At 71.7% G+C, this 16,325-nt stretch carries 16 protein-coding genes, 2 tRNA genes and 1 rRNA gene; 14 read left to right on the top strand and 5 right to left on the bottom strand.

The features are described from left to right. Positions 1-117 precede the first annotated feature (117 nt). Complete coding sequence (locus tag C569_RS0116595) at positions 118-1,338, bottom strand: GNAT family N-acetyltransferase (RefSeq protein ID WP_018786896.1); 1,221 nt, start codon at positions 1,336-1,338, stop codon at positions 118-120. A gap of 100 nt (positions 1,339-1,438) precedes the next feature. Between C569_RS0116595 and C569_RS0116590 the strand changes: the two genes are divergently transcribed. Continuing rightward, on the top strand, positions 1,439-1,978 hold the full coding sequence (locus C569_RS0116590; protein WP_018786895.1) for a hypothetical protein: 540 nt from the start codon (positions 1,439-1,441) through the stop codon (positions 1,976-1,978). A 634-nt stretch (positions 1,979-2,612) separates the two neighbouring features. On the opposite strand, the gene C569_RS0116585 is transcribed toward C569_RS0116590, so the two are convergent. After that, positions 2,613-5,585, bottom strand: coding sequence for an Hsp70 family protein (locus C569_RS0116585; RefSeq protein WP_018786894.1), 2,973 nt, complete (start codon positions 5,583-5,585; stop codon positions 2,613-2,615). A gap of 129 nt (positions 5,586-5,714) precedes the next feature. Between C569_RS0116585 and C569_RS0116580 the strand changes: the two genes are divergently transcribed. From C569_RS0116580 to C569_RS0116555, 6 genes are all read left to right on the top strand, one after another. Beyond that, positions 5,715-6,362 (top strand): MOSC domain-containing protein, encoded by a 648-nt coding sequence (locus C569_RS0116580; protein ID WP_026268241.1) that lies wholly within the window; start codon positions 5,715-5,717, stop codon positions 6,360-6,362. A 31-nt stretch (positions 6,363-6,393) separates the two neighbouring features. Next, a complete protein-coding gene (locus tag C569_RS34340) occupies positions 6,394-6,615 on the top strand; it encodes a hypothetical protein (protein ID WP_018786892.1) in 222 nt (73 codons plus the stop codon). A 55-nt stretch (positions 6,616-6,670) separates the two neighbouring features. After that, positions 6,671-7,033, top strand: coding sequence for a hypothetical protein (locus C569_RS0116570; protein WP_018786891.1), 363 nt, complete (start codon positions 6,671-6,673; stop codon positions 7,031-7,033). Beyond that, positions 7,030-7,269: a YrhB domain-containing protein gene (locus C569_RS30445; protein WP_018786890.1), complete on the top strand. Its 240-nt coding sequence runs from the start codon at positions 7,030-7,032 to the stop codon at positions 7,267-7,269. Before C569_RS0116570 ends, C569_RS30445 begins: the two co-directional genes overlap by 4 nt. Before the next feature lie 112 nt (positions 7,270-7,381). Then, complete coding sequence (locus C569_RS0116560) at positions 7,382-8,158, top strand: hypothetical protein (protein ID WP_155945558.1); 777 nt, start codon at positions 7,382-7,384, stop codon at positions 8,156-8,158. Between the two features lie 34 nt (positions 8,159-8,192). Next, positions 8,193-8,705 carry a hypothetical protein gene (locus C569_RS0116555; protein ID WP_018786888.1) on the top strand — a complete coding sequence of 171 codons (513 nt, stop codon included), beginning with the start codon at positions 8,193-8,195 and terminating at the stop codon, positions 8,703-8,705. Positions 8,706-8,854: 149 nt separating this feature from the next. On the opposite strand, the gene C569_RS0116550 is transcribed toward C569_RS0116555, so the two are convergent. Further along, positions 8,855-8,928, bottom strand: a tRNA-Gly gene (locus C569_RS0116550). Between the two features lie 288 nt (positions 8,929-9,216). On the opposite strand from C569_RS0116550, the gene C569_RS0116545 reads away from it, so the two are divergent. From C569_RS0116545 to clpX, 5 genes are all read left to right on the top strand, one after another. Then, positions 9,217-9,290 (top strand) — tRNA-Pro (locus C569_RS0116545). A 148-nt stretch (positions 9,291-9,438) separates the two neighbouring features. Beyond that, positions 9,439-10,785 (top strand): trigger factor, encoded by a 1,347-nt coding sequence (gene tig, locus C569_RS0116540; RefSeq protein ID WP_018786887.1) that lies wholly within the window; start codon positions 9,439-9,441, stop codon positions 10,783-10,785. A 175-nt stretch (positions 10,786-10,960) separates the two neighbouring features. Further along, entirely contained in the window at positions 10,961-11,602 is a 642-nt protein-coding gene (locus C569_RS0116535) for an ATP-dependent Clp protease proteolytic subunit (protein WP_018786886.1), read from the top strand. Positions 11,603-11,616: 14 nt separating this feature from the next. Beyond that, the gene (locus C569_RS0116530) at positions 11,617-12,279 is read left to right on the top strand and encodes an ATP-dependent Clp protease proteolytic subunit (RefSeq protein ID WP_013288034.1); all 663 of its coding nucleotides are present in this window, start codon (positions 11,617-11,619) and stop codon (positions 12,277-12,279) included. Positions 12,280-12,506: 227 nt separating this feature from the next. Then, positions 12,507-13,799, top strand: a complete 1,293-nt coding sequence (gene clpX, locus C569_RS0116525; RefSeq protein WP_018786885.1) for an ATP-dependent Clp protease ATP-binding subunit ClpX — start codon at positions 12,507-12,509, stop codon at positions 13,797-13,799. A 24-nt stretch (positions 13,800-13,823) separates the two neighbouring features. On the opposite strand, the gene C569_RS30440 is transcribed toward clpX, so the two are convergent. Then, on the bottom strand, positions 13,824-14,087 hold the full coding sequence (locus tag C569_RS30440) for a cupin domain-containing protein (RefSeq protein WP_018786884.1): 264 nt from the start codon (positions 14,085-14,087) through the stop codon (positions 13,824-13,826). Positions 14,088-14,551: 464 nt separating this feature from the next. Here C569_RS30440 and C569_RS0116515 point away from each other — a divergent pair, with 464 nt between their 5' ends. Next, positions 14,552-15,349 (top strand): carbon-nitrogen hydrolase family protein, encoded by a 798-nt coding sequence (locus tag C569_RS0116515; protein ID WP_018786883.1) that lies wholly within the window; start codon positions 14,552-14,554, stop codon positions 15,347-15,349. Positions 15,350-15,354: 5 nt separating this feature from the next. Here the strand turns inward: C569_RS0116515 and C569_RS0116510 are convergent, their stop codons facing one another. Beyond that, positions 15,355-15,576 (bottom strand): hypothetical protein, encoded by a 222-nt coding sequence (locus tag C569_RS0116510; RefSeq protein ID WP_026268240.1) that lies wholly within the window; start codon positions 15,574-15,576, stop codon positions 15,355-15,357. A 644-nt stretch (positions 15,577-16,220) separates the two neighbouring features. On the opposite strand from C569_RS0116510, the gene C569_RS0116505 reads away from it, so the two are divergent. Further along, a 16S ribosomal RNA gene (locus C569_RS0116505) occupies positions 16,221-16,325 on the top strand; the annotation flags it as partial.

The following is a 16,325-nucleotide window of genomic DNA, read 5'->3' as shown; positions in this document are numbered from 1 at the left end:
CCCGACCCACCCGCGCCCGGGGTCGCGCGATCATGAAGTTGGCCGGGACGAACCGGACGGTTCACGCCGCCAACTTCATGATCGACAAAGAAAACGGGTGGGGTGGGGCGGGGACGGTCAGAAGACCTCCATGGGGGAAGGGGTGCGGTGCCACGTGAAGGCGGGCGTCAGTGCGGTCAGCGTGTGCGGGATCAGCTCCCGGACGCGGCCGGCGGCAGCGAGCGCGTACGGGTTCGCGCCGCCGAGGTACAGCTCGCCGAGCGCGCGTACGTCACACGCCAGTCCGGCCGGGGCGGTGGTGGGCGTGCACTGCGCGCCGTCGCGCCCGCCGACCAGCCGCCAGCGGCCGGTGTTCTCCTTCAGCAGCTCGTCGGTGACCTCGATCACCACGTCGACGTCGGTGGCGTAGCGCCGGGCGGCGAGCGCGGCCGGCGCGTCCACCACCCGTACCCAGAGCGCGTCGGCGAGCTGCGGGGAGAGCTCGCGGGGCTCGTCCACCAGCCGCAGCAGCGGCTCGTCCGGGGCCGCGATCGGGAACGACAGCCGGCGGGTCAGGTCGACCGAGAGCAGCAGCCGCCACAGCGCCGTGTACGCCTCCGGCGTCACCGCCACCACCTCGCCGACCTGCACCTCGGCCTGCGGTCCGGTCGCCGACGAGCTGTCCTTCGTCCGGTAGAGCGCGTACCCGTCGAGCCCGTCGGCGCCCTCGTGCAGCAGTACCCGGCGCTCGGTGGCGCCGCCCCGGTGCGCCTTGAGATCCGCCAGTACGTACGACCACCAGCGCTCGTCGCGCCGGGACCAGCCGGGACGCTCGGCGCGGACCCGTTCGTACAGCCGGGCCAGTTCGTTCCGGTGCGTCTCCGGACGGTCCAGTCGCAGCCTGCCCTCGGCGGGCGACGGGGCGGGCAGCCGCAGGCCGGTGGTGTCTGCGGACAGCACGTACCGCGGGGCCGCCGACCCGTAGCCGAAGCGGGGGTAGATGCGTCCCTCGCTGGCCCAGAGCACCGCGATCGGCTCCCGGCCGGCGTCGCGGACGTCGCGCAGTTGCCGGCGCATCAGCCGGGTGAGCAGGCCGCGCCGCCGGTGCGTCGGCGCGACCGCCACCATCGTCACGTGCGCGGCTGGCACGTCCGCGCCGGGCACCGCGAGGTCGCGGCTGAACGCGGCGGCGTGTGCCACCGCCGTTCCGCCGTCGCGGACCAGCAGCGACCGGTCCGGCTCGAAGATCGGGCGTTCCAGCGCCTGCACCTCGGGGTCGAGATCGCCGTGGAAGGCCAGCGCCAGCAGCGCCGCGATGTCGTCGAAGTCCTCGGCCCGGGATACCACCACGTCAGTCACGGCACGTGTGTATCGCACCGTGACGGGGGTCGGCACCCTATTTGCGGGCTGGCTACCCTCGGAAACGGAGGCCGGTATCGGTCGAGGGGGAGGACGGAAGATGGCGGACCAGACACAGCCGTGGGCCGAGCGCACCGTGGAGGTGCCGCCCCAGCCGGGGGCGGTGCCCCCGCAGCGGGACGCGTTCCAGCGCGGGGTGGCGGCGGTCGGTCAGCCGCGCCCGTCGCGTACGCCCCGGACCGAGCAGTTCCCCACGGTCGAGCACGGCGACTGGGCGGCGGAGCCGGCGCCCCGTCGGCCGATGGGCTGGCACCTGACCCAGGCGCGCAAGGGCGGGGAGCTGAGCGCCGCCGGTGCGCTGTTCGCGTTCGTCTGCTGGGGCATCTGGGCGATCTCCGGCCGGGGTAACCTGGTCGCCCCGCTGCTCACGTTCGTGCTCAGCCTGCTCACCGCGGTCGGCCTGTTCGTGCTGGCCCGGCTGCTCGGCCGGCTGATCCTGGAGCGGCAGTTCGGCCGGGTGCGCCGCAGTGCCAAGGGTGCTCACCTGGTGACCGCGTTGTTCCTGGTCGGCGTCGGTGTGGCGTACCTGCAGCAGACCGAGTGGGTGGTCTCCGCCTGGAACTGGGTGACCGGTAGCTGAGCCGGTCGGTCGTCCGTCCGGTACGGGCCGGACGGACGACCGGGGCGGCGTCAGAAGGCGGTCGGCGTGCCGGCCGTCCGGCGGGCGGCGTCGATGTCCTTGTACGGAGGCCGAGGTGGCCGCCGGCCCGGTCACGCCTGGGCGCGCCAGCCGACGCCCGTCATTGATCGAACCCTGTCCGCCCAGGGCCGGCCCCGGGATGCGCGGGCGGGCGGCATTCGCGCCGCCCGCCCGCGTGCCCGGTCGCGGTACGCCGCGACACCGGTCGTCTCTCCACCAGGACCGTGCTGCCTTACCCCGCCCCACGGGCTTCATCCGTCGCCCGTTGGGCTGAGCCGTCACCGCTGCTCGCCGGCCTTGGGCGACGCGACCCGGGCGGGCCGTCGAGCTCGATCTCCACCAGGGCCCTGCCGTCCGCGTCCTGGCTGCTGCCGTCGCGGGGACCGCCCGCCAGGTACGCCTTCCCCTGCGGCGGCGTCCGGCCCGGGATGGGCCGGTGCCGCGGCGATCAGGATGCTGGTGGTGGCGGGTGCGGTCCACCGTCGTCGGACGAACACGGGGCCTCCTGGCGAACGTCGATCTCTCTGCCGTTCGCATCAGCCGGGGCATCGATCGCTGCCAAGCTCAGTTCCGGTCAGCCGGCGAACCGGTACAACCGGAACTCCTTCTCCGCGCCGCACACCAGCATCTCGGTGTTCCACGAGCAGGACTCGCTGCGGATCTGCTTGAGCTGCCCCATCTCGACCGGCTTGCCGTCCACGGCCGTCCCGGCGAGGACGCGGTCGTCCTCGTACGCGCTCGGCGCCTCGGAGAAGAGCAGCACGTTGCCGGCGTCCAGCCGGACCGCCGTCCCGTCCCGGTCGCGCAGCACCGCCGTGCCGTCCGGCGCGAACAGCGTCACCGCGTCCGGCGAGTCCCGCCCGGCCAGCACGTGCTCACCGACCGGCACCAGCGTCTCGGCGCGCGGCGCCGGCCACTGCCGGGTGCCCGCACCTTCGGTCGCCGCCACCACCCGGGTGTCGTCGGCGCCGCTGCCGGGCGTCTCCAGCAGGCACACCCGGCGCTCCCCGCAGGTGACGAGATCCTTCACCCGGCCGCCCTGCTCCGGCGCCTCGTACAACACGCTCGGTGTGCCGAGACCACCCAGGTCGTAGGAGAGCAGCCGCAGCCCCCTGTCGTTCTCCGCCACGTACAGCCGGTCGTCGCGGGCGGCCATCGGATCGTCGAGGCCGGCCACGTTGCCCCGCTCCTTGAGGATCTTCCCGCTGCGCATGTCCAGGACCCGGACCGACCGGTCCGCGCCGACCTGCACGAGCCGGTCCGCCTGCCCGGCCCACGCGGCGAGCGGCGAGCCCTCGACGTCGGCGGGCCCGTCCAGAGCCGCGCCGGTGCCGACCGCCACCACCTTCGTGCGCGCGTCGCCGTACTCGGTGCGCGGGTTGGGCCGCTCCCACCGCTGCCGCCCGTCGTCCAGCCGCAGCCCGACCAGGCGTTCGCCGGTGCGGTCCAGGCGGACCACCGTGTCCGGCCCGAGGTGGAGGGTGTCGTCGCGGCCGACGTCGGTCCGCCAGCGCTGGTCGCCGGAATCGCCGTCGAGCACCGCGAGCACGCGGGGGGTGTCACTGCCGGTGGCGTCGGAGAGGACGAGCAACCCGTCGGGCAGCGCCCGGATCCCCGCCCACCGCTGCGCTGTCGCGTCGGTCCGCTTCTCCCAGACCGTCCTGCCGGTCGCCGCCTCCACGGCTGTCACCTGGAGGTGGTCGTCGGGCAGTGGACGGGCCAGGTAGGCGCGGTCCCCGAGCGTCGCGGTGAACATCTGGTCCGGCCGCGTGTCACCGGCGGCCACCGTCTTCACCAGCTCGGCGGTGCGGAAGTCGAGCGCCGGGTGCCGGTCCCGGAACACCCAGAGCAGCACTGCCGCCGACACGGCGACGACCACGAGACCCGTGCCGAGCGCCATCCACCGGCCGCGCCGGGGCCGGCCGCCGCCGGGCCGGACACCGTTCGGCGCGGGGGAGAAGGGCGCCCCGGGTACGCCGGGACCGGGCTGCGCAGGCGGCCATCCTCCGCCGGGCGGGGACGGCGGCATCCCGGGTACGCCGGCGTGGTGCGCGGCGGGCGCTGCCCCCGGCGGTACGAAAGCGGGGCCGCCCGGGTCGTACGTCGGGCGCGGGACCTGACCACCGGCGAGCGGCCCGCCGTCGTACCTCGTGGGGGACGTTTGCGGGACGGGGCCGCCGGCGACCAGCGTGCCGCGCGGTCCGGCGGACGCCGCGTCCGCTCCGCCGAGCGGCGCGGTCGGATTCGTCCGCGTCGCACCGGCGGCGACAGTGGCCGCGCCGGTGTCCGCCTCGCCCGCGGCCGGTGCGGGCGAGGTCGCCTGCCGGGTGGGCGCGGGTCCGGCCGGGTCGGGCCGGGTGGGCGCGGGCGGTGCCGGCTGGGCCGGCACGGCGGGACGGCCGGGGTGCCGGGGCAGCGGCAGGTCGGTGAGCGCGCCCTCGGCCACCGGCATCTCCGGCTGTTCCAGCACCGTCGGCGCGATGCCCAACTCGGCGTGCAGCAGCCGGGCCACCAGCGGGACCCGGGTCGACCCGCCGACCAGGAACAGGCCGGACAGCTGCTCGGGGCGCAGCCCGGCGGCGGTCGTCACCTCCCGGGTCTCCGTGACGGCCCGGGCCAGCAGCGGCGCGGCGAGGCGTTCGAAGTCCTCCCGGGACAGCGGCACCGCCGCCTCCACCCCCGGCACGGCGACCGGCGCCACCATGGCCCGGGACAGCATCTCCTTGGCACCGCGCACGTTGTCCCACAGCTGCTGGCGGTCCCGCCGCTGGGCGGTGGTCGCCGGGTCGGTCAGCCGGCCCCACTCGCGCGGGTGGGCCGGGCCGACCAGCTCGCCGAGCCGCCCGAGCAGGGCCGCGTCCAGGTCGAGACCGCCGAGGTCGGGGATCCCGCCGGTGGCGACCAGCTGGAAACCGGAGTCGCCCCACGGGTCGGCGCCCTCGTTGCGCAGCACCGCCACGTCGAGCGTGCCGCCGCCGAAGTCGAACACCGCCACCGAACCGCCCACCGGCACCGGCCGGCGCAGCACCTGCGTGAAGTAGCGGGCCGCGGCCACCGGCTCACGCAGCAGGCGGGTGCCCGGCGCGATCGGCCCGGCCAGCGTGTGCTCGGCCGCCGCCGGCCAGCCGGCGAGTTCCAGCGCGTCGTGCAGCACCTGACGCCGGGCCGGCGTCCAGGCCGCCGGGTGGGTGACCACCGCCGGGGGCAGCATCCCGACCGCCGCCACCGCCGCGTCCGCGACCGCGCGCAGCGTCGCGGCCAGCAGCTCCGCCGGCCGGTACGCCCGCCCGCCCAGCTCCACGGTCTCCTCGTCGACCCGGCGCTTCGGGTTCGGCTCGAAGCCGGCCGGGTCGGCCTGGGCCAGCCGGTGCGCGTCCCGCCCGACGTGCAGGTGACCGTCCGCGTCGGCGTACACGCCGGACGGCATGATCGGGTGGCCGTCGACGAGCACCGGCCTGGTCCGCCCGTCCGGCCACCGCAGCACCGCCACCGTGTTCGAGGTGCCGAGGTCCACGCCGAGGGCGAAACCGTCCCGCTGGCCTGCCATCCGCGGCTACCTCCACCATCCGACGAGGATGTCCGGCCCGCATCGTACGCAGCCCGCGCCGCCGCGCCGCCCACCCGGCCCGGGGAATGGACTGGCCGGGACAGCCCTGCGCCGCATACCGTCGCCGGCATGAGGGTGATCTCCGTCAACGTGGGCCGACCGCAGCCGAACCCGTGGAAGGGGATCGGCGCCACCGGCATCGACAAGCGGCCCGTGGAGGGCCGGGTCGCCGTCACCGCGCCCGGTCCCAAGGGCACCGGCGCGGTCGGGCTCACCGGTGACCGGGTCTACGACGTGGCCCACCACGGCGGCACCGACCAGGCGGTCTACGCGTACCCGCGGGAGGACCTGGACCACTGGGAGGCCGAACTGGGCCGCCCGCTCGCCGACGGCAGCTTCGGGGAGAACCTGACCACCACCGGGCTGGACGTCAACGGCGCGCTGATCGGCGAGCGGTGGCGGATCGGGCCGGACCTGGTGCTGGAGGTCTCCTGCCCCCGTATCCCCTGCGGCACGTTCCAGGGGTGGCTGGGCGAACAGGGCTGGATCAAGCGGTTCACCGAGGCGGTACGCCCCGGGGCGTACCTGCGGGTGATCACGCCGGGCGGCGTCGGCGCCGGAGACCCGGTCGAGGTCGTGCACCGGCCCGACCACGACGTCACGGTGGCGCTGGTGTTCCGGGCCACGACACTGGAGACGGACCTGCTGCCCCGGCTGCTGGTGGCCGACGCGCTCCCCGAGGAGGACATGGCGCGGATCCGCCGCCGCTTGACCTGAACCGCACTTCAGGGCGGACGCCGGCCGGGTCGTGTACGCGCTGTCCACCGAGAAGTTCGAACAGGTCGAGCCCGCCACTGCGGCACCGCCCCCGGTCCGGTACGACGGGCCGGCGCTGTTCGACGAGGCACGCCGGCCGATCGAGGACCACTACCAGGCCATCGGCACCGACCGGTTGACAGCGTTCCGCCGGATGCCGGCACTCACTGCCCGGCCCCTGGTGCGGCCGCGGGGCGAGCACGGGTGGAGATGATCGTGTCAGAGGCATCGGTGGAGGTTCCGCGGCGAAGCACCCGATCGAGGGTCTGATGCCCGTCGGCGTCGGTACGGCCCGGCTCAATCACGTGCTGGTGGCCGCCGCCGTGCCCTTCGTCATCTGGCGGATGGGCGGCTACAGCGACGTGGATCTGGAGGCAGGGGGCAGGTTCGCCGTCAACTTCGAGGCGGTACGCACGTTCGTGCTCGCCCACGCCGCTCTCGGGCTCACGATTCTGGTGGCGTCCCTGAGCTTGGCCTTCTTCCGGCTGTGGCTGAGCCTGGGCCTGCTCGTGGGGTGGGCGGGCGGCTGGCTGCTGAACGCCGTCGCCCTGCGTCTCGACATGGCCGTGTGGTGGCCACCGGTGCTGCAGGGCGACCGGCCTGACCGAGATCTGGTGGTGGTAGGACCGTGATCCCACTCGAATCCGCCCGGCAGATCGCCGAAGGGTTCCTGGACGCCGAGGTCAGGGGCCATTTCAGCTTCCCGGTCGTCGTCGTGGACGGTGACGTGGAGGAAGCCGACGACAGGTACGTGTTCCCCTACGACGGAAAGGCGTACGTCGAAGCCGGCGACTGGCGTGAGGCGATGGCCGGCAACTCTCCGATCGCGGTGGACAAGCGAACGGGCGAAGCCCGCTTCTCTGCCTGAACGCGGAGATCGCCTGCCTACGCACCGGGGGTGCCGGCACCGTCGTCACGCGGGGCACCGCGGTCGGCGTGCGACGCCTACGCTGTGCCGCACGGCGACAGGGGGTGGCCCGATGGGGCGTCGGCTGGGGCACGTGGCGATGGCGCTGCTCGGCGCGCTGCTGTTCGGCACGGCCGGTTTGGCCGTCGGCTCCTGGTACGGCGGCCGGGGTGCCGTACCGCTGAGCCCCGAGGCAGCGCGGAGCGCGGCCGGGGAGCTGCTCTCCGGTGTGGAACCGATCGGCTCGATGACCGAGCGAGGCTACCGGTACGGCGTCTTCCTGGCTCCCGACGACGTCGGCGGCAGCCGGGTCGAGTTCCAGTACGGCGACGGCCCCGACTGCACGCTGTCGGAACAGGTGCGGCGTGCCGCCGAGACGCGTGGATGGCGGGAACTGCGTCCGGTGCCGGGCACCGCGTGCGACGGCTGGCGGGCCGAGCGGGACGGCTTGACGGTCACGCTCACCCATACGAGGTACGCGTCGAGGCTGAGCATCACGCAGTCCGCACCCGGCGGGTTCCGCGCCGCCACGATCACCGGCACCCTGCTCGCCGCTGCCGCCGGTGCGGCGCTGTTCTGGGTGGTGGTGCGGAGTCGTCGGCCCGTACCGCTGGTGGTCGGCACGCTGGTGACCGTCGGTCTGTTCCCGCCTGCCGTCGTCACCTGGACGGACCTGGCCGTGCACCGGCTCGCCGAGCCGGTGTGGCCCGTCTGGCGCGGGTTCGTCCCCGTGCTGGTGCCCTTGTGGCTCGTGCTCCTTCTGATCGGCGTGATCGTGTTCGCGAGGCGGCGGGACCCGGCGGTGCCCGCACCGAGGCGGTCGCGACCGGTAATGCCGGCTGATCAATGAACGCCGACTCGGGGCCTGGTGAGGAGCTGAGCCCGTGATCCGGCGGATGGACCCCATCGCACTGTCAGCGATCACCATGCTCGTGCCGGCCGGCATCTGGGGGCTGTGGGAGGGTGGCGTGCGGACAGCGATGCTGGTTCTTCCGCTGATCGGCACGCCTGTGCTGCTCATATATCTCGCGGGGCCGGCTGCCTTCGTGGCGGTGAACCGCACGCATGTGGTCGTGGGTAACCCGCTCGTCAGATACGACGTTCCACGGTCACTGGTCGACGGCGTCCGGATCGACGGGTTCAGCATCGAGCTGCAGGTTTCCGGACACTCGCCTGTCCCGATTGCCGCACTGACCCCTGGCGCGGGCCCTCCCAACCGGTGGTCCCGGGTCGCGCGCTTGAGAAGGATCGCGACACTCTTGGAGTACACGCCGGCGACGCCCATGGTCGGCTCGATGGTGCGCCGGTACCGGTATGCGCACCTCGTCCTCTTGGCGATGGACGTGCTGGCTCTGGTCGGAATGGTGACCTACCTGAGCAGCGCCCCGTTCCCCTGAACGGCCGACCGCCACGATCGCCCGGCAGACCCCGCGCAAGGGCGGCCAGAGCAGCTGATGGCCCACGAATGGCCCGCAAGGTCGGAGCGGGGAGTGGCCGACCGGCCGAGGATCGGAGGATGCAGCCTCTGACCTGGGCCGGAGGCCGTTGGAGCGGGCGACGGGAATCGAACCCGCACCGTCAGTTTGGAAGACTGAAGCTCTGCCATTGAGCTACGCCCGCGCGCACCCCACCACCGCGGGGCGCGCCGACAGCGTACCGAATCCCGGTGGACGTCGCGAAGCGCATACCCGCGCACGGCGCTGACCGGCAAGATCCACACCACTTCGGCGAGGTGGCGCCTTCCCGCGCCCTCGGACCCAGCCACATTCCCCGAGCTGGCGTCCGGCCCCCACCCGACGGCGGGCGCGCTGTCCGGTCCCCACCCGAGGGCGGGCGGCCCTCGGGCCGCCACACCGCGCCCCGGTCACCCGCGCGGGGGGCCGGACGGCATACACTCTTCGTCGCCACCGGGGTGTGGCGCAGCTTGGTAGCGCACTCGCTTTGGGAGCGAGGGGCCGTGGGTTCAAATCCCGCCACCCCGACTGTCGTTCGCGACCGGATCGTCCCGGGAACCGCCGGTTTTTCCGTGCGGTACCCGGGCCATGCCGATGCCGTCGGCCGGCTCGCCTACACTCGATGCGCGCAATCACGCCCCAGACTCAACATTCAGATCCGTCAAGGAGTACGCCTGTGAAGAGCACCGTCGAGACTCTGAGCCCGACGCGCGTGCGGCTCGCCATCGAGGTGCCGTTCGTCGAGCTCGAGCCGAGCCTCAAGAAGGCGTACCGGGAGATCGGCCAGCAGGTCCAGGTTCCCGGCTTCCGCCGGGGCAAGGTTCCCAGCGCGGTGATCGACCAGCGGGTGGGCCGGGGGACCGTCCTCAACGAGGCGATCCAGGAGGCCATCCCGCAGAACATCCTCGCCGCGGTCCGGGAGCACGACCTGAAGACGCTCGGCCGTCCCGAGGTCGACATCACGGAGTTCAACGACGGCGATTCGCTCAACTTCACCGCCGAGGTGGACGTCCGGCCGGAGATCACCCTGCCGGACCCGGCCACCATCGAGGTGACCGTCGACGAGATCGAGGTCGCCGACAGCGAGATCGACGAGCAGATCAACAGCCTGCGGGAGCGGTTCGCGACGCTGAAGACCGTCGAGCGGGCCGCTCAGGAGGGCGACTTCGTGCAGATCGACCTGAACGCCACGGTCGACGGCGAGGAGGTCCCGGGTGGTTCGGCGAGCAACATCTCGCACGAGGTGGGCAGCAAGCAGCTCCTGCCGGGTCTGGACGAGGCGCTGGTCGGCCAGGCCGCCGGCGACAGCACCACCTTCACCACGCAGCTCGTCGGCGGCGACTACGCCGGCCGTGACGCCGACGTGGCGGTGACCGTTCGCACGGTCAAGGAGAAGGAGCTCCCCGAGCTCAACGACGACTTCGCGCAGATGGCCAGCGAGTTCGACACCATCGAGGAGCTGCGCGGCGACCTGCGGGAGCGGGTCACCCGGGGCAAGCAGGTCGAGCAGATCTACGCCGCCCGTGACAAGGCCCTGGAGCAGATGGTGGCCGCCGCCGGGGTGCCGGCGCCCGAGGGCGTCGTCAAGGAGGAGGTCGAGAGCCGCAAGGCCGCGATGGTCGACCAGCTCGAGCGCATCGGCGCCTCCCTGGAGGAATACCTCGCGGCGGAGGAGAAGACCGAGGAGCAGATCGACGCCGAGCTGACCGAGGCGGCGACCGACGGCGTCAAGATCCAGCTCCTGCTGGACACCCTGGCCGACGCCGAGGACGTGCAGGTCTCCGACGACGAGTTCGGTCACGAGATCGTGCACCGGGCGCAGCGCGCCGGCATGGCCCCGCAGCAGTACTACGACCAGCTGGTCCGCTCCGGCGCCGCCGCGGCCGTCTTCGGCGACGTCCGGCGGGGCAAGGCGCTCGCCGCCGTGATGGAGAAGATCAAGATCAAGGACTCGGCGGGCAACGAGGTCTCCCTCGATGCGCTGCGGGCCCAGAACGAGGCCGAGCACGACCACCAGAACTGATCGTCGGGGGTGTCGGCCGCCGTCCCGCGCTGCGCGCCGGGAGGCGGCCGAAACCCTTTCCGGGGTACGCCGTGCGGGTGACTGCGCTGAGAGCGAACAGTGCCCCGACCGGGAGTGCGCCTCCCGGCTGAGCGGTTAGTGTCGGGTAGGACGGTACGGAGAGCGAAGGGCTGCCATGACCGACATGCACATCCCCAAGAAGTCGCTCCGGGTGAACGAGGCCCGCGGTGGCGACTCCATTGGCAACCTCGACGACTCGGTCTACAACCGGTTGCTCAAGGAACGGATCATCTTCCTGGGCAGTGAGGTGAACGACCAGGTGGCCAACCGCATCTGCGCGCAGCTGCTGCTGCTCGCCGCGGAGGATCCGGACCGCGACATCTTCCTCTGGATCAACTCGCCGGGTGGCTCGGTCTACTCCGGCATGGCCATCTACGACACCATGCAGTACATCGACAACGACGTGTCGACCGTGGCGATGGGCATGGCCGCCTCCATGGGCCAGCTGCTGCTCTGCGCGGGCACCAAGGGCAAGCGCTACGCCCTGCCGCACGCGCGGATCATGATGCACCAGCCCTCGGGCGGTCTCGGCGGCACCGCGTCGGACATCGCGATCCAGGCCGAGCAGATGCTCTACACCAAGCGGATGTTCCAGGAGCGGGTCGCGTTCCACACCGGCCAGAGCCAGGAGCAGATCGAGGCCGACTCGGACCGCGACCGTTGGTTCACCGCCCAGGAAGCCATGGACTACGGCTTCATCGACAAGGTGATCATCGGAGCCGCCCAGGTTCCGGATGGCGCCGGGACCCTGAGCTGAGCGAGGAGCTGACGATGACCGACCTGAGCCTGCCGCCCCAGTTCGCGGCCGTGCACAACCGCTACGTCCTGCCGTCGTTCGTCGAGCGCACGTCGTACGGGATGAAGGAGTCCAACCCGTACAACAAGCTCTTCGAGGACCGGATCATCTTCCTCGGCGTCCAGGTGGACGACGCGTCGGCCAACGACGTGATGGCCCAGCTGCTGACGCTGGAGGGCACCGACCCGGACCGTGACATCATCATGTACATCAACTCGCCCGGTGGCTCCTTCACCGCCATGACGGCGATCTACGACACCATGCAGTACGTCCGCCCGGACATCCAGACCGTCTGCCTCGGGCAGGCGGCGAGCGCGGCGGCGGTGCTGCTCTCCGCGGGCACCCCGGGTAAGCGGATGGCGCTGCCCAACTCCCGGATCATCATCCACCAGCCGGCCACCGAGGGCGGCTACGGCCAGGGCTCGGACATCGAGATCCAGGCGCGGGAGATCCTGCGGATGCGGACGCAGCTGGAGGACATGCTCTCCCGGCACTGCAACCGGCCGATCGAGCAGGTCCGCAAGGACATCGACCGTGACAAGATCATGACGGCCGAGGAGTCCAAGGAGTACGGGCTGGTCGACACGATCCTGACCAGTCGCAAGAAGGGTTTGCTGGCGTCGCACGCCGCGGGCTGAGCAACGTGTGGTCAGAGGTCGATCGGGGTATCGTTCCCGGTCGACCTCTGACACACCGGTTTTGGGGGTCGGAGAAAACCCGGCCACCGGGTAACGTCGGGTCTGTACCGCTCCGCCGGTCGGATCGGGTGGAGCCGACAGCATGGTGGGACGACAGGACGGACGGGCGCTCCGGCGCCCGCAGGTCAGGGCCGGCGTTCCGGCCGACGAGTGCAGGGAGAACGTAGGTGGCACGGATCGGTGACGGCGGCGACCTACTGAAATGCTCCTTCTGCGGCAAGTCGCAGAAGCAGGTCAAGAAGCTCATCGCGGGCCCTGGTGTCTACATCTGCGACGAGTGCATCGATCTCTGCAACGAGATCATCGAAGAGGAGCTGGCCGAGTCCGGCGAGGTGAAGTGGGAAGAGCTTCCCAAGCCGATGGAGATCTGCCAGTTCCTCGACAACTACGTCGTCGGTCAGGAGCAGGCCAAGAAGGCGCTCGCCGTCGCGGTCTACAACCACTACAAGCGGATCCAGGCCGAGGCCGCAGGCGCGCCGGGCTCCGGCACCGACGGGGTGGAGCTGGCCAAGTCCAACATCCTGCTGCTCGGTCCGACCGGTTGCGGCAAGACGCACCTGGCGCAGACGCTCGCCCGGATGCTCAACGTGCCGTTCGCGATCGCCGACGCCACCGCGCTCACCGAGGCGGGCTATGTCGGTGAGGACGTCGAGAACATCCTGCTGAAGCTGATCCAGGCCGCCGACTACGACATCAAGCGCGCCGAGACGGGCATCATCTACATCGACGAGGTCGACAAGATCGCCCGCAAGTCGGAGAACCCGTCGATCACCCGGGACGTCTCCGGCGAGGGCGTGCAGCAGGCGCTGCTGAAAATGCTCGAAGGCACTGTGGCGAACGTGCCGCCGCAGGGCGGGCGCAAGCACCCGCACCAGGAGTTCATCCAGATCGACACCACGAACGTGCTGTTCATCTGTGGTGGCGCGTTCGCCGGGCTGGATCAGATCATCGAGGCCCGCACCGGCTCCGGCGGCACCGGCTTCGGCGCCCGGCTCCGGTCGGTGTCCGAGCGGTCGACAGACGACATCTTCAGCCAGGTCATGCCGGAAGACATGTTGAAGTTCGGGCTCATCCCCGAGTTCATCGGCCGGCTTCCGGTGATCACCAACGTGCGCAGCCTCGACCGCACCGCCCTGGTGCGAATCCTCACCGAGCCGCGCAACGCGCTCGTCCGGCAGTACCAGCGCCTGTTCGAGCTGGACGGCGTCGAGCTGGAGTTCGAGCAGCCCGCGCTGGAGGCCATCGCCGACCAGGCCATGCTCCGCGGCACCGGCGCCCGCGGCCTGCGGGCGATCATGGAGGAGGTCCTCCTCTCCGTGATGTACGAGGTGCCGAGCAACCCGGACGCCGCCCGGGTGCTGATCACCCGCGAGGTCGTCCTGGAGAACGTCAACCCGACGATCGTGCCGCGCGAGTTCACCGGCCGGCGCCGGCGGGACCGCGAGGAGAAGTCGGCCTGACCGCCGTTCGCGACCGCGCCCGGGTCAGCTCGGGCGCGGTCCGCGTGACCGGGTCCGCCGGTCCCACTCGCCCGACGGAGTGACCACCACCACCATCAGGCGCACCGGCCCGTCACCGGCCGTGCGGTAGCCGTGCTCCTGGCCGGCGTGGAACTCGACCGTCTCGTCGGCGCGTACCTCGTGGTCGACGCCGTCCACGGTGACGGTCGCCGCCCCGTCGAGCACGTGCAGGATCTCCCGGGTGCCGAGGGCGTGGTCGGAGGGCTCCAACGCCTCCCCGGGTTCCATTCGCCAGTCTCACAGTTCGACCAGGTCGGGTTCGCGGGGTCCACTGAGCAGACGCGCCAGGCCGCCGCGCGGGCCGCGCCACAGCACCGGCGCCTCGTCGGCTGCGCTGACCCGTACCGTTGGCCGATTCTGGCGGTACGCGTCAGCTCGATCGCGTTCGGCCTCGCGCTCGCCCCGCCGTACCGGTGCACGAACGCCGCTGGGGCGGCGCGTGCTCGGATGGGCCGCGGTCGCCGGCCTGCTCGACTCCGCCGCGAACGCGCTCTTCCTCGCCGCGGCAGGCCGGGGACACTGGCCGCCGTCGCCTCGCTCTATCCGGCGAGCACCGTCCTGCTCGCGCTCGCCGTCGACCGCGAGCGACTCCGGCCGGCGCAGGTCGCGGGCTCGGCTTCGCCGCGGCGGTGCTCGTCCTGTCCAGCGCCTGAGCCCTGTCGCGCGCCCGCATCCGCCCGTACCCTCGGGTCATGCGCGTCGCCGTCTGCCAGCTCAACGCCCGCGACGACCGGGCGGCGAACCTCGCCGCCGCCGAGGCCCTGCTGGTCAGGGCCGCGGCGGCCGGCGCGGATCTCGCCCTCCTTCCGGAGTACGTCGACTACCTCGGTCACGCCGACCGGATGCCGCCGGCCGAGCCGGTCGACGGCACGGTGGGGCGGTTCTTCGCGGAGACCGCCCGTCGGCTGGGCATGTGGGTGATCGCCGGCTCGTTCCACGAGGCGGGTCCGGATCCGGCGCACACCTGGAACACCTCGCTGGTCTTCGACCGCGAGGGCGCGCTCGCCGCCGCCTACCGGAAGATCCATCTGTACGACGTGGAGATCCCCGGCCGGGTCTCCTACCTGGAGTCGGCAACGGTCGCGCCCGGCGAGAAGCCCGTGGTGGTCGACGTGGAGGGCCTCCGGGTGGGCCTGTCCATCTGTTACGACCTGCGGTTCCCGGAGTTGTACCGGCAGCTAGCGACCGACGGCGGCGCCGAGCTGCTCGTCGTGCCGGCGGCGTTCATGATGCACACCGGGCGGGATCACTGGGAGGTGCTCCTGCGGGCCCGGGCGATCGAGAACCAGTGCTTCGTGGCGGCGGCGGGCCAGACCGGTGACCACGACCCGGGCCGCACCTGCTTCGGGCGAAGCATGGTCGTCGACCCGTGGGGGACGGTGCTGAGCCAGGTCGCCGACGGTCCGGGGCTGACGGTCACCGAGATCGACCTGGAGCGGCTGCGGACGGTCCGAACCGAGCTGCCCAGTCTGGCCAACCGCCGGCTGTGACCCGGTCAGCTTCCGAAAAGCAGGCCCAGGGCGGCGATGCCGGCGATCGCTCCCGCCGTGATCAGCAGGGCGGTGGTCATCCGGGAAGGGCCGCGCCGGGCCAGGCGCCGGACCGACAGCAGCAGTACGGCGAGCACGACGGCCCCGATCACCAACTGCCAGAACGGCAGCAGGAGGCCGAGTAGAGCGTCCTCGGCGACGGCCGGGACCGGGGGCGGATCATCCATGCCGACCACTCTGGCACGGCACCGCTCCGGAAAGCTGTCTTCGACGCCGGCATTCCGGGCGACCCGGTCCCGCTCGTCCAATGACGATCATTGATTTGCCTTCCGAGGCGGGTCCGCGTAACTTTCTCTCTGCACGCGGGAGGCCGGGCAAACCGGCCGAGAACGGGCGCCAGGCTGGTGGCGGTGACGCCGAGCCAGACTGAGATTCGGGCGGTGCTCGACACTCCGGGACACGGAGTTGCGAATGCGAAGCCGACCGGGTAGAGTTCGGAAGTCGGCAGGGAGCCGGGCGGGTGGTTGCGAAAGCGACGCCGGTCGGTCCGCCGGAACCCACGAGAGCAACGACCACCGGAAACGGTGAGCGTCAGCGTGGGCCTGGTTGAGCCAAGTTGATCACCTCGGACACGAGGTTGACGACGAAAGCAAGACCGAGTAGGTTGGAGAGGTTGCCCCAAGCAGGGGTTCCGCTGATGCGGTTCTTCTGGTTGGTGTGTGGTTGTTCTTTGAGAACTCAACAGGGTGCTTGTAAAGCCAGTGCCAATTGTTTTATACCCCGGACTGGTGGCTGTTCTTTGGAATGGTTGCTGGTTGGGATTCCTTTGGCAACACTTTTGTTGTCAGGTTGATTGCTGTTCGACAAGTTTTTGTTGGAGAGTTTGATCCTGGCTCAGGACGAACGCTGGCGGCGTGCTTAACACATGCAAGTCGAGCGGAAAGGCCCTTCGGGGTACTCGAGCGGCGAACGGGTG

Source organism: Micromonospora sp. CNB394 (genome assembly GCF_000374985.1).
Lineage (GTDB): Bacteria > Actinomycetota > Actinomycetes > Mycobacteriales > Micromonosporaceae > Micromonospora > Micromonospora marina.
Note: the sequence above shows the minus strand (reverse complement) of the source record. Positions and strands in the feature narration are given on the sequence as shown.